Source organism: Streptomyces sp. CB02414 (assembly GCF_001905385.1).
Classification (GTDB): domain Bacteria; phylum Actinomycetota; class Actinomycetes; order Streptomycetales; family Streptomycetaceae; genus Streptomyces.
Map to the genome: position 1 here is coordinate 240,206 of NZ_LIPF01000004.1, position 13,722 is coordinate 253,927.

Annotated in this window: 8 protein-coding genes; 4 read left to right on the plus strand and 4 right to left on the minus strand. The window is 70.1% G+C overall.

The features are described 5' to 3' along the window. Positions 1 to 100: 100 nt before the first annotated feature. Positions 101 to 1,612, minus strand: a complete 1,512-nt coding sequence (locus AMK11_RS15165; protein ID WP_073727255.1) for a glycoside hydrolase family 43 protein — start codon at positions 1,610 to 1,612, stop codon at positions 101 to 103. Between the two features lie 257 nt (positions 1,613 to 1,869). Here AMK11_RS15165 and AMK11_RS15170 point away from each other — a divergent pair, with 257 nt between their 5' ends. Together AMK11_RS15170 and AMK11_RS15175 are read left to right on the plus strand one after the other, a co-directional pair. Then, positions 1,870 to 3,318 carry a carboxylesterase/lipase family protein gene (locus AMK11_RS15170; protein WP_073727257.1) on the plus strand — a complete coding sequence of 483 codons (1,449 nt, stop codon included), beginning with the start codon at positions 1,870 to 1,872 and terminating at the stop codon, positions 3,316 to 3,318. 226 nt (positions 3,319 to 3,544) lie between these two features. Beyond that, positions 3,545 to 4,198, plus strand: a complete 654-nt coding sequence (locus AMK11_RS15175; RefSeq protein WP_073727259.1) for a TetR/AcrR family transcriptional regulator — start codon at positions 3,545 to 3,547, stop codon at positions 4,196 to 4,198. 100 nt (positions 4,199 to 4,298) lie between these two features. On the opposite strand, the gene AMK11_RS15180 is transcribed toward AMK11_RS15175, so the two are convergent. From AMK11_RS15180 to AMK11_RS15190, 3 genes are all read right to left on the minus strand, one after another. Beyond that, positions 4,299 to 7,331: an alpha-L-rhamnosidase gene (locus AMK11_RS15180; RefSeq protein ID WP_073727914.1), complete on the minus strand. Its 3,033-nt coding sequence runs from the start codon at positions 7,329 to 7,331 to the stop codon at positions 4,299 to 4,301. A gap of 342 nt (positions 7,332 to 7,673) precedes the next feature. Then, entirely contained in the window at positions 7,674 to 9,440 is a 1,767-nt protein-coding gene (locus AMK11_RS15185) for a sulfatase (RefSeq protein ID WP_073727261.1), read from the minus strand. Between the two features lie 116 nt (positions 9,441 to 9,556). After that, on the minus strand, positions 9,557 to 10,543 hold the full coding sequence (locus AMK11_RS15190; RefSeq protein ID WP_383584709.1) for a formylglycine-generating enzyme family protein: 987 nt from the start codon (positions 10,541 to 10,543) through the stop codon (positions 9,557 to 9,559). A 460-nt stretch (positions 10,544 to 11,003) separates the two neighbouring features. Between AMK11_RS15190 and AMK11_RS15195 the strand changes: the two genes are divergently transcribed. Continuing rightward, complete coding sequence (locus AMK11_RS15195; protein WP_073727263.1) at positions 11,004 to 11,246, plus strand: hypothetical protein; 243 nt, start codon at positions 11,004 to 11,006, stop codon at positions 11,244 to 11,246. A 50-nt stretch (positions 11,247 to 11,296) separates the two neighbouring features. Continuing rightward, positions 11,297 to 13,660 (plus strand): glycoside hydrolase family 3 N-terminal domain-containing protein, encoded by a 2,364-nt coding sequence (locus AMK11_RS15200; protein ID WP_073727265.1) that lies wholly within the window; start codon positions 11,297 to 11,299, stop codon positions 13,658 to 13,660. Positions 13,661 to 13,722 lie beyond the last annotated feature (62 nt).

Here is a 13,722-nt window from a genome sequence, read left to right on the forward strand (position 1 = left end):
GCGTTACGGCCGGCCGCTGAGCTTCCGAGTGGCCTTGCCGACACCGCGGCCCGGCACTCGGAGGTCCGAGCGCCGGGCCGCGGGCGTCGTGGTGGAGGGGTCAGGACTCCGTGGTCGGCGGCAGGACCGGCGCCGGCTCCGGTACCGGTTCAGGTGTGTAGGTGAGCCGCGTGACGAGGGCTTCCCCGCCCAGCGCCTCCACGCCGATCACACGGCCGGTGAAGCCGCCGGCGACCTCGGTGGAGAAGTAGCGGCCGTCGACGGTGACCAGCGACTGGAACTCCCCGTCGGCCAAGTACCCGAGGTGGAGGTCGTCCGGGCCCTTGGCGAAGCTGTACTGCTCGGTGTTCGCGGTCGCCCGCAGGGCGAGGGGCCGCTCCGGGCCGACATCGTCGACGGAGGCCAGGGTCTGGTCCAAGGGGCCGATCACGACCCGCGCCGAGACTGTCCCGCCGCGCCGTTCCACTGCCGCCCAGTGCGCGTCGTCGATCCGCACGACCAGCGCGACGTCGCCCTGGGGGACGGTCGCTGTGGCTGTCCAGGCGGCGTCACGAGCGCGGACGGCGAGGAGCCGCTCGGCCTCCCGCGCCCCGGGCGCCCGCCCGGCAGCCAGAAGCGCACCCTCGCCCGGCGTGACGTGGGTGAACGACCGCGGGTCGACACCCGGGGAGATGAAGCGCGGGTCCAGCCGGGCATCCGCGAACTCCTCGGTGAACGCGGTCGCCGTCTGCGGAACGGTGAAGCGGTCCTCGACGACGACCGGCCAGTCGTCCACCCAGTCGACGCCGGTAAGGAAGGTTTCGCGGCCGTTGACATGCGTCTCGGGGAAGGAACCGCGGGGCCGTACGCCCAGATGGACCATGGCCCAGGAGCCGTCGGGCAGCTCGACCACGTCACCGTGACCGGTGTTCTGTACCGGATGGTCCAGGCTGCGGTGCGACAGCACCGGGTTCTCGGGGTGGGGCTCCCAGGGGCCGGAGGGCGAGTCGGACCGTGCGACGCAGACGCCGTGGCCGTGACCGGTGCCGCCCTCCGCGACCAGGAGGTACCAGTGGGCGCCGCGCCGGATCAGGTGGGGGCCCTCGGCGTGAGCCAGCCCGGTGCCGCTCCAGATGACGCGCGGTTCGGAGAGCACCTTGCCCGTCAGCGGATCGACGGTTGCCTGCCAGATGCCACCGGGGGAGGAGTAGGTGAGGTAGCAGGTGCCGTCGTCGTCCCAGGCGAGGTCGGGGTCGATTCCGAGGGCGCCGGCCGTGTGGACCGGCTCGCTCCAGTCACCCGCCGGATCAGTGGTGTGGACGATGAGGTGACCGTCCATCACCTTCTCGCGATTCGTGGTCGTCATCCAGAACCTGCCGTCGTGGTGCCGGATGGTGGGCGCGTAGATGCCCGCGCTGGCGCCTTCCCTGCCGGTACGCACCTGCAGTTGCTCGGGCCGGTCCAGGACGTTGCCGATCTGCTCCCAGGTCACCAGGTCCCGGCTGTGGAAGATCGGGACACCTGGGAAGTACTCGAAGCTGGACGTCACGAGGTAGTAGTCCGCCCCGACACGGCAGACGGACGGGTCGGGGTAGAAGCCGGGGACGATCGGACGGGTGTTCAGGGCGGGCATGCGGGTTCCTCTGGTGGGCTGTGCGGGACGAGTGGGGGTGATTCCACACCCTAGTCATCAATTTTTTTGAGTGCTAGATTTTGGCGTGCGGGGGATGACGCCCGGTGTGGTCCACGCGGAGCCGATGGGTGTGGACCACACCGGTCCGGGCGGCGCGACCGGCCACGACGGCAGTTCACCCGCCGGCCGGCGGGGCGGGAAGAGTCGGCGGTTCGACCGAGCCCCCTGACCCCAGCCGGCAGGAAGGAGGCGGTTCGATGAGCTCCGAATCCCGCGTGGTGTCCACAGTCCACGGCCCCGTCCGGGGCGATTGCCGCCCGGACGGCAGCGTGTGTTTCCTGGGCATTCCTTACGCCCGTGCACCCATCGGTGACCTGCGGTTCGCCGCCCCCGTGCCCCCCGAGGCGTGGACCACCGTGCGCGACGCCACCGCTTACGGCCCGACGGCCAAGCGCCGTATCGGCGCCGCGAGCACCACCATCCCGGAACCCACCGTCCCCGGGGACGGCATCCTCAATCTCAACGTGTTCACCCCGGACACCGCTCCCGACCGGCCGCTCCCGGTGCTGGTCTGGATCCACGGCGGCGGCTTCGTCGAAGGTTCACCGGCCAGTCCGTGGTACGACGGAGCCGCCTTCAACCGGGACGGCGTCATCGTCGTGTCGGTGGGCTACCGGCTCGGCGTCGAGGGCTTCCTCCACCTCGACGACGCACCGGCCAACCGGGGCGTGCTCGATTGGATCGCAGCCCTCGAATGGGTCCGCGACAACATCGCCCTGTTCGGCGGCGACCCTGCCAAGGTCTCCGTGGCCGGACAGTCCGCCGGGGGTGGCGCCGCACTGGCACTGCTCACCGCTCCCGCCGCCCGCGGTCTGTTCCGGGCGGTCATCTCCGCGTCCGGCGCGCTCATGCGACCGGACGGGCCGGACGTCGCCCGCACCGCCGCACGGCTCTTCACCGCGCGCACGGGGGTGCCGGCCACCGCTGCCGCCCTGCGTGACCTCGACGCCGGCACCCTCCTCGACCTTCAGGAACGCTTCCTGGCGCCGGGTCCCGACAGAGAGGGGCTGCCCCTCCTCCTGACCCTCGGTCCCTTCGCCGACGGTGAGGTGATCCCGCGCCCGGTGTTCACGGCACTCACCGAGGACGACGCGGGAGCCGACATCCCCCTGCTGCTGGGCTGCACCACGCAGGAGTTCAACACGGTGCCGACGCTTCCTGGGACACCTCCCCCCGGTCCACTGCTGAGGAACCTCGGCCTGTCTCCCGAGCGGGCCGAATCCGCCGCTCGCGTCTACGCCGAGTCGGCGACCGAAGGCTACTTCGGCCAGATCCTGACAGACTGCCTCTTCCGTGCTCCGACGGCAGAGGTCGCGGACGCCCGTGCGAGACGTGGCCGTCCCACCTGGCTCTACGAGTTCGACTGGAAGTCGCCGGCGACCGGCCTGGCCTCCCACTGCGTCGACGTTCCCTTCGCCTTCGACGCCCTCGGGGCCGAAGGCGTCGAGGCGGCCCTGGGCGACGCGCCCCCTCAGGATCTCGCCGACACGGTGCACCGGGCCTGGGCGAACTTCGTGCGCTCGCTCGCCCCGGGCGAGGAGTGGCCGGACTATGCGAACGATGAGCGCACGGCGATGGTCTGGTCCGGCGCTTCGCGCCCGATGTCTGATCCGTTGGCTTCTGTCCGCGCCCTGTGGTCGGTCTGACCTGTACCGCTCCCGATCGGCCGCTGTCGCTCGACGCACGCTCGTTCCGGTCACGTCCGGGGATGGGCCCGGACGAGGCTCTCGCGGGCGGGCGATCCGCGGTCGGCAACCCGATCGTGCACTTGCGTAGGCTTGTGTCCGTTCGACGCGCCGACACGATCGGTGAGTGAGCGGTGAGGGTCGCGCCGGCCCTCGCGCGGTTCAGGACCCCGAAACGGTGAGGGTGATGGCAGGCAGATCCAGACGGCTCGAGCAGGTGAGCGCGACCCGTGAGGCACTGTTGGCGGCGGCGGAGAAGCTGTTCGCCGAGCACGGTGTGCACGAGGTCGCCAACCGCCAGATCAGCGCGGAGGCCGGGCAGGGCAACAACACCGCGGTCAGTTACCACTTCGGGACGAAGATCGATCTGGTGCGGGCCATCCTGCGCAGACACGCGGAGCCGATCGAGGCCGGGCGCCTGCGCATGCTGGAAGCCGTCGGCGATTCCACCGATCTGCGGGACTGGGTGACCTGCTCGGTTCGTCCTGTGACCGACCACCTGGAGTCGCTGGGCAGCCCGAGTTGGTACGCGCGGTTCATCGCCCAGGTGACGGGCGACCCGGCGCTGCACGCGGTCGCCGCGGAGGAGTTCAAGACGGCTTCACCCTCGATGCGCGCACTGCAGGACGGTCTGAACCGCTGCCTTCCCCACCTCCCCGCGGAAGTGCACGCCGAACGGGCCGCCATGACCCGCCACCTGATCACACAGATGACGGCGGAGCGGGAGCGCGCGCTGGCGGACGGGCAACCGACGTTCCGGGACAGCTGGTCCGCCACGGCGACCGGGCTGATCGACGTCATCGTCGTCCTGTGGAAGGCCCCGGTCACAAGGGAGCCCTGAGCCCACGCCCATTCCGGCCCCGGCCCCCGGGGGGGGGGGCGAGAGCCGACCGCGGCACCGCCGGGGCGATCGTGATGCCCCGGGCCGTGCCGTTGCGCGGTCAGTCGAGCGGGGAGGACACCTCGTAGCGTCCGGACGGGAGCCGGTAGGAGGCGGTACCGTCGGTGAAACCCAAGGGTTCCACCCCGGGAAGGCGGTCCAGAGGGGTCCGGCCGGCGCGGACCGCATTGGGACCGGTGGCCGGCAAGCTCAGCTTCGCGGTGCTGTTGGCGGGTACCTGTGCCCGGTAGGTCAGTACCCGGCCGCGAAGCACCCACTCGCTGCGGATCTCCCCGTACGGCGAGAGGTGTGTGCCGGACACCTTGGTGATCCGGCCCGTGGGGTCGGGGTGCGGAGCCAGCAGGAAGTGCTTGAAGCCCGGGTGGTCGGGGTCGCGGGCGATGCCGGCCATGGACTCGTACATCCACTCCGCGACAGCGCCGTACGAGTAGTGGTTGAAGGAGTTCATGTCGACCGGGCCGAAACCGTCCTCCTTGGAGTACGAGTTCCAGCGTTCCCAGACGGTGGTGGCGCCGTTGTCCACGGAGTAGAGCCAGGACGGCATGGCGTTCTGGTGGAGCAGGGTGTAGGCGAGGTCGGCCCGGCCTTCCGCGGTGAGGACCGGAGCGAGGATGTTGGCGCCGAGGAAGCCGACGGAGAGGGTGTTCTCGGAGTACTGGACCCGGGAACTGTCGGGGTGTGCGGCCTTGTAGGTGTCGTCGTTGCCGATGTTCGCCGCGAGCAGTTCGACGAGCCGGCGGCGCTGGGCCTCGGTCTCGTAGAAGCCGAGCTTGAGGACCCACAGCAGGGCGGTCTGGCTGTTGTCCTCGGGGGTGAAACCGTTGAGAGGTTCGCCGCCGAGGCTGGAGCGGACGGTGATCGTGCCGTCGGTGGTGTCGAGGTAGGTGGCCATGAAGGTCCGCCGGATGCCGGCGAAGAGGGAGTCGTAGGCACTGGCCTCGGCGGTGCGGCCAGTGGCACGGGCCATCTGGGCCATGAGGCGGACGCTGTGACCGTAGTAGACGTCGCTGAGGAGCTGCGGGCCGGTGGCCTGCGGGGCGAGCCAGTCGGCGAACAGGGAGCCCTGGCCGGTGAAGCCGCTGTCGCTGCGGCTCCGGATCCATCGGATGTAGCGGGCCATCGACTCCCAGCTGCGGTTGATCACGGTGCGGTCGCCGGTCATCTGCCACAGTGTCCAGGGGACGATCACGCCGCAGTCGGACCAGCCGCTGGCCGGTGCGGGGATGTTGATGTTGGCGCCTGGTGCCACGGTGGTGAACTGGGCGCCGTCCAGGCCGTAGACCCGCTGCGAGTCGATGACGGTGTCCTGGTAGTGGCTCAGGAAGTTCGCCGCGTCGGCGTTGTACAGGCCGGTGGCGGCGAAGATCTGGGTGTCTCCGGTCCAGCCGAGGCGTTCGTCGCGCTGGGGGCAGTCGGTGGGGACCCAGAGGTAGTTGCCGCGCTGTCCCCACCGCACGTTGGAGAACAGTCGGTTGACCTTGTCGTCGTCGGTGGTGAGGTGTCCGGTGTCGCGGAGGGCTGAGGTGGCGACGCGGCCGGTGAAGCCGGTGAGGGTGATCTCCTTCGAGGTGGTCACCGATACATAGCGGAAGCCGTAGTAGGTCAAGGAGTCCTGGTGGCTTTCGCCGGCCCGGTCACCCTTGAGGACGTAGGTACTGGTGGCCTTGGCGGTGCGCAGGTTGGCTCGGTAGACGGATCCCTCGGGGCCGTCGGCGCCCTCGCCGGTGTCGTTGAGCATCTCGCCGAAGGCGAAGGTGACCTGGGTGCCTGCCGGGCCGCGCAAGGTGTAGCGGGGCACGCCGACCATGTTCTGGCCGAGATCGAGGACGGCGGTCTCACCGGGGCGCAGGGTCACCGGCGTCTTCGCGGCGCGGGCGGGGTCGGTGACGCAGCGGGCGGGGTCGACGACGACACGGCCCCTGCCGTGCGGGCTGTCCTCCTTGCCGGTGACGCCCGTGTATACGGTGACGGAAACAGGGCTCCGGTCCCAGGCGGGGACGATCCGGGCGCTCTCGCCCGGGTAGGCGACCATTTCGACCTCGGGGAAGCGGGCGGCGAGGTCGTACTCGGAGGTCGAACTCCAGCCGTTCGTGTCGAAGCCGTTCGCCGTCCAGCCGGGGAGCTCGGCGCGGGCGTCGTACGTCTGGCCGTCGTAGATGTCGTCGGCGCGCCAGGGGCCTGTGTCAGTGGCCCGCCAGTCGGTGCCGGGGGCGGTGACGACGGTCTGGGAGGACCCGTCGGCGTAACGGATGAGCAGCTTGGCCTTCAGGGCGAGTGGGTTGCCGTCGGACGAGTAGTACGTGCTGCCTTCGGAGATGCGGCCGTTGTACCAGCCGTTGCCGAGGACGGCGGCGAGGGTGACGTGTCCGTTCCCCTCCGTGACCTGCTCGGTGACGTCATAGGTCAGGTAGCTGATCCGCGTCTCGTAGTTGGTCCAGCCAGGGCAGAGCACTTCCGTCGTGACGCCCTCGCCATGCGGCACGGTGACCCGCCTGCCGTTGACGTAGGCGTCGTACACGCCGAGTGCCGAGACGTAGAGCCGGGCTTGGCGCACTCGACCGCGGCGCAGTGCAGCCTGGCGGCGCAGCAGGGGTGCGCCGGGACTGTTCGGCTTCTTGCCTGCCATGCCGATCCATCGGGCTCCGTCCCAGCCGGTGGACCCGTCGGTGGAGAGCAGTCCGGTCTCGAAGTGGGCGGCGTCGCGGGCGGTGTGGGCCCGGCCGTGCTCGTCCCAGACCGTCACTGTCCAGTGGTAGCGGGTGGAGCGGCGCAGCGCGGGGCCCTGGTAGGGCACGGCGACCGAGTCCGCCGAGGTGACGCGCCCGCTGTCCCAGACGTCGGCGCGGCCGGGGGTGAGCCGCTCGGGAGAGGTGGCCACCAGGACGCGGTATGCGCTCTGGCGTCGGCCGCGGACGGAGGAGTCCGTGCGCCAGCCGAAGCGGGGGGCGGCCGCGTCGACGCCGAGTGGGTCGGTGCGGTGTTCCAGCGTCAGGCCGGTGACGGTGGTACGGCCGTCGCCGGCGGGTACGGGTGCGGCCGTCGCGGGGGCGGCGGTCAGCGCCTGGTGGGCCATCATCGCGGGTATCGCGCCGAGTGTCGTGGCCAGAACCGTTCTGCGCCGCACCGGCTCGCGGTCCGGGGTGTGCTTGCCGTCCTTCACGCCGTATTCCCTTCGGCCATGGGTGAGAGGTGTGATGTGACTCCCCGTCGCGACGCCACACGCGTGAGGGCCGTGAGCGACCGGGGCAGGGCAGGAGGACGTACGGCACGAGCCGCATCGTCCGTGCGGTGGCAGCGACTGGGGCGGGCCGCAGGCACCGCATTCCGTGGGGGCACCGCGTGTGCGAGGTACCGCCCCGGACGGCGGACCCGGTCGGTCAGTGTCGGTTCCGCCGGGTCATGCCGAAGGACCTCATCACAGCGCCGAGAGTTCCTCGGCGAGATCCCGGAGCGTGGCTTTGGGGAAGGAGCCGCCGGACATGGCCGCCAGTGAGATCAGCGACGTGGTGCCGATCATCTGGAGCAGCTCGGTGTCGACCAGGGTGGGTGCGTGTGTGCGCAGTACCTCCACCGCCCTGGGGTCCGCGACGAGGGCTGCGATCGGTGTCCGCAGGGAGAATCGGCCGGCCGGGTAGTCCTCCGGTCGGGGCAGCGGCTCGCGGGCCGCCTCGGCCTGGGCCCGCTGGGCCCGCACCAAAAGATGTTCCGCGGCCGCCGGGCCCTCCAGCGGCAGCCCGAGGCGCTCGTACTGGCTGGCCGGGGCGTCGCAGTCGCGCATCAGGTCGACCAGCAGGTTGGCCATCCGCAGCTCCTGCTCGTCGTCCGCGATCGGGGTGGTCTGCTCCGGATCGGTGTGCAGGTCGAACAGAAGCGTGCCGAACTGGAAGGGGTTGAAGAAGGTACGGCCGGCCACGCGGACCGTCCGGACTCCCTTGGTGAAGGAGAAGGGCGCGGCGAGTTCCATGTCCGTGAGCTCGTCCGGGGTGAATCGACCGCGCATGTGGGTCGGCATGAGGGTGTGCTCGTACAGCGGGGCGTTGTCCGGCGATGCCGGAGCCCGCATGTAGACGTAGCGTCCGTCGGTCACGTTGACGTGCCCGCCGTGGATGCCGAACAGACCCGCCTCGCGCACCGGCCGGTCTGCTGCGACGGGCAGCGGACGGCCCTGCATGTCCGCAGGGCGTTCCACCTCGAAGAACTCCAGGAGGGTCGGGGCGAGGTCGATGGTCTGCACCAGCGCGTCGCGACGCTCGCCGGAGGTCCCCGCCCGCGGGTCCCAGACGAAGAGCGGCAGATGGACCAGCTCGTTGTACCAGGGCTGCACCGACTTCCCCCACCAGTTCTTCTCACCCAGCAGAAGACCGTGGTCGGTGCACACGATCAGCATCGTGTCCCGCCACATGTCCTGCTCGTCCATGAGGTCCATGACGCGGCCGAGCGACCGGTCGCACATGGACAGCAGCGCCGCGTACTCCAGACGCGCGTGCCGCACTTGGTCGTCGGTCTCCGTGACCTGCCGGTAGTCGGGCCAGTCGAAGTGCGGCCCGTCGTAGTCGTGCGGATACAGGTCCTTGTACCGTTCGTGGCTGAAGAAGGGCTCGTGCGGATCAAAGGTCTCGATCTGCAGGAACCAGCGGTCCTCGGCGCGGTTGGTCCGCATGAACTGCAGGCCGGCGTCGAAGGTGAGGGTCTGACAGTGCTGGTCCTCGGTCTGCATGTACAACCGGTTCACCCAGTCCTGGCGGTAGCCCTCCAACCGCATCCCCTTGACGTCCTCGTCCGGCATCGGCGGTTCGCCGACATGCCCCTTCCAGGCGTCGCCCTCCTGGCCGCGGAAGAACTCCCACGTCGAGTAGCGGCCGTGGTAGGTGGCCCCGCCGTCCTCCCAGTAGTGCGGATGGTCGCTCGCCAGGTGGGTGTAGACGCCCTTCCGCTTGAGCAGCTCCGGCATCGAGTCGTCGAACGGCTCCAACGGGCCCCAGCTGCGGTGCAGGAAATTGTGGCGGCCCGTGTGGATCTCGCGACGGGCCGGCATGCAGGGCATGGAACCCGCGTAGCAGTTGTCGAAGGTGACGGTCCGCTCCGCGAGCCGGGCGAAGTTGGGCGCGTCGGTCCAGTCGCAGCCGTACGGCGGCAGCATGTGGCGGTTGAGGCTGTCGAACATGACCATGATGGCTTTCATGCCGAGGCGCTCCTGAGGTGTGTCGGAAGAGAGGGGTACTCGTCCCGTGGGGCGGACTGCGTCGAGAGGGGAGCGGGGTCCGGTGGGCGCGGTGGCGCGTGGCGGTGGTCCCGCCGTCAACCGTGGCCGGCCGGTGCGGCCTCCGCGTCCCGGGCACAGCGGAAACCGGTGTGTCCGCTGCCTCCATCGGGTGGATTGGCTGTCCGGGCCGCGACGCGGTAGCGGTTGCAGTAGGACGCGTGGCAGAGGTGCGAGCCACCCCGGATGACCTTGTCGTGACCGGTCAGCGGGCCCGACGGGTCGGTCACCGGAGCCGCGGAATGCTTCGTGGTCCACCAGTCGGCGCACCATTCCCAGACGTTGCCGGAGGTGTTGTACAGCCCGAACCCATTGGGTTGGAAGGCGTCGACAGGGGCTGTTCCGCGATAGCCGTCCGCGGCCGTGTTCTTGGTCGGGAAGGTACCGCGCCAGATGTTGCAGCGGTGGGTGCCGTCCGGGTCGAGCTCGTCGCCCCAGGGGTAGCGTTTCTGCTCCAGACCGCCGCGCGCGGCGTACTCCCACTCCGCTTCGGTCGGCAGCCGTTTGCCGGCCCAGGCGCAGTAGGCTGCGGCGTCGTTCCAGGAGACGTGCACCACCGGATGGTTCTCACGGCCCTCCCAGGTGCTGCCGGGGCCCTCCGGGCGGTCCCACCGGGCCCCGGAGACACCGCACCACCAAGGCGTACGGGGCGGCCGCGGAGCCCCGCGGCGCAGCAAGGCCGGCAAGAAACCGGCGAAAACGTACGACCAGCCGATGCGCTCTGCCTCGGTGACGTAGCCAGTGGCGTCGACGAACGAGGCGAAGCGCGTGTTGCTCACCGCATGAACGTCGATGTGGAAGGCCTTCAGGCGCACCGTACGCATCGGACCTTCGCCGTCCGACCGGAAACCCTCCTGGTCGTCGGCGCCCATGAGGAAATCACCGCCCGGCAGGCGGACCATGTCGTCCACGGACCCCAGATGTCCCGCCGTGACCGTGCTGACCCGTACGTCGGTCGGTCGCATCCGATGCGGGGCACAGCAGGGGGAGGGGGTGGTGGCAGGGGTGGTGGCGGCCGGGTCCATGGTGCTGCCTCTCCTGACCGGATCGCTTCCGAAAAGGACGTGCCGACACCCTAGCCTTCAAATTTTTGGAATGATAGATTTTCGACACCGAAATGCTGCGGCCATATGAACGGGCACCGTCCAGGCGCGTCTCGCGCCGCCGGGATCCGGATGGAGATCACATGACGCGCTTACGGTCCGGCGTCGCCCGGTGGCTCCGTAGGTGAAGGAGGGGTGCGGCCGCGCAGCGGCCCTTCGCGGCAGGCCTGCCGGGCACCCGCCGGGCGTCTTCGGCTCACCGTGCGGGAGGTGGACAGGAATCGTGACCAGCTCCAGTACCCGGCCAACGCCGCCGCCCCACCGATCCGCACACGCACACGCCAAGGAACGGCACACATGATCGACCGCGAACATCTGGTCCGTTGTCACACGCTCGACGTCGATCAGCCCGACCCCGCATCCGTGCTGACGGTCGGCAACCGTGGGCCGTCCGGACCTCGCGGTGGCCGCTCTGCTGACGGACGCCGGGAAGAACCAGTACCTGGCGACGGGGCACAGCCCGCAGATCGGCAGCCTGCTCTCGCTCTACCTGCCCGCCAACGGTGCGTTGCTCGCGGCCGTCTCCCTCATGGCCGCCGGCTGGGACGGAGCCGCCGACTGCCCCGGGTTTCCCGGGGACGGCACCTGGCAGGTCCGGCACGAAGGCTTCATCCCCTGGCCCTAGGGCCTCGAGAACCACGAACGAATCCGAATCCCGCGAGCGAAAGAGAAGACATGGCTACTGGCGGCTGGGGCCCCGACGACATCACCAGGCTGGTGTCCAAGCTCACCCTGGAACAGAAGGTCGCGCAGCTCAGCGGCCTGAACACCCCCGAACTGTTTGCGATGGACGGAGCGGGCCTGGGCGGCGCCCCCGGCATCGACACCGAGCGCCTGAAGACGATCCGTCCGCACGGTGTCGGCCACCTGTCCATGGCCTGGTTCATCGGTGGCGACGCCGACGACTTGCGAGCGAAGCTCGACACCATCCAGGCAGGCGTCCGGGAGGTGTCGCCCTTCGGGATCGGCGCGCTGGTCCACATCGAGGGCATCAACGGCTTCCTCCACGCCTCGGGTTCGCAGTTCCCCACGGCGTGGGCACAGGCGACGACGTGGGACCCGGAACTGGTCCGGCGCGGTGCCGCGGTGACCGGCGCGCACATGCTCCAGACCGGCGTCCAGCTGATGTTCGCTCCCGTGATGGACATCAGCCGTGACCCGCGCTGGGGGCGTGTGCACGAGACGTACGGCGAGGACCCGGAGCTGGCGGCACAGATGTCCGTGGCCTTCGTACGCGGTATCCAGGGCACCGGCCAGGACACCGGCGTACTCGCCACCGGCAAACACTTCCTCGGGTACGGCAACTCGGAAGGAGCTCTGAACCAGGCCGCCACCCAGCTGGGCCGCCGGGCCCTGGTCGACGAGTACGCGGAGCCGTTCCGCCGTTCGATCACCGAAGCCGGTCTGTCCTCGGTGATGAACTCCTACAACGAGATCGACGGCGTGCCGTCCGCCGCCAACCACTGGCTGCTCACCGAGTTCCTGCGTGACACCCTCGGCTTCGAGGGCATCGTGGTGGGCGACTACGACGCGGTAAACCTGCTGCGCACTGCTCACCGCACCGCGCGCACGGAGGGCGAGGCCGCGGTCCAGGCGCTTTCGGCCGGCCTGGACGTCGAACTCCCCGCCGACGTGAACTACTGCCACCTCGCCGAGGAGGTCGCCGCCGGCCGGATCGACGAGAAGGTCGTCGACCTCGCGGTGACCCGCGTACTCACGGTGAAGGCCCGGGTCGGCCTGATCCCCGGAATCGGGACCGCTCCGGCGCCCGTGCGTCCGGATCGCACGGAGGCCGCGGAGGTGCGCCGCGCCATCGCCGCCCGCAGCACCGTGCTGCTCCAGAACGACGGCGTGCTGCCGCTGCCGCGCACCGGTGGGCGCATCGCGGTCGTGGGACCGGCCGCCGATGAGATGCGCGTCCACTTCGGTGCGTATACGTCCGTCTCCAACGCCGAGATGCCGATCGGCATGATGGCCGTGATGGAGGGCAAGGTCCCCGGCATCGACCCGGCGTCCTTCGTCTTCACCGACATCTTCCAGACCCGCATGCCCGGCATGGACGACACCTTCGAGGCCGCGGCCCGCGAACTGCACCCCGAGGCCCCCACCGTGCTCCAGGCCTTGCGTGACAACGGAGCGCAGGTCGACTACGTCGCCCTCGGCTCTTTTGAGAGGGGTGCAGCGGACGCCCTGGACGCCTCGGTCGTCATGGAGGCCGTGAGCGATGCCGACCTGGTGATCGCGGTGCTCGGCGAGCGCACCGGCTGGGTCGGCAACAACACTGCAGGCGAGGGACAGACCTCGGTCTCGCCCTCGCTGCTTGGTGACCAAGAGGAACTGCTCGAACTCCTCGGCGCCACCGGCAAGCCCTTGGTGTCCGTGATCATCTCCGGGCGCCCACTGATCCTGGAGACCGCGGCGAGGGTCTCCAACGCCGTCCTGCTGGCACCACTGCTGGGCGAGGAGGCCGGAACCGCCGTCGCGAACGCCCTCTACGGTCTGGTCAACCCCAGCGGCAAGCTGGTCAGCACCTTCCCGAGGCACCTGGGCCAGATCCCGCTCTACCACGGCCACCACCACGGCAGTGGCTACGGCCACCCGACGGGCACCCGCCACGGCTACGGAGACCTGACCGAGCAGGGGCCGCTGTACGCCTTCGGCCACGGGTTGTCGTACACCACGTTCTCGGCCGTCTTCACCGAGCAGGACAGCACGCCCGCCGCAGAGCTCGACGACGGCATGGTGCGAGCCCGGATCACGGTGACGAACACGGGTTCCGTCGACGGTGAGACGGTCGTACAGCTATACGCCCGCGACGAGTTCGCCACCGTCGTCCGCCCCGTGCGCCAGTTGCTCGCCTTCTCGCGCGTCTCCCTGGCGCCGGGCGAGTCGCGCGACCTCGTCCTCGAAGCGCCCTTGGAGCGGCTGCACTACACCATGGGCGACGGTCGCCGAGGCATCGAGCCCGGTGACGTCACCCTGCTCGTGGGCCTCGCCAGTGACGCGCTCGCATCCACCGCGACGATCACCGTGCCCTGACCTCAGGGCACCGGGGCGGGCCGGCGGCACCGGCCGCATCCGCCCCGGCACCGGCGGGAGCG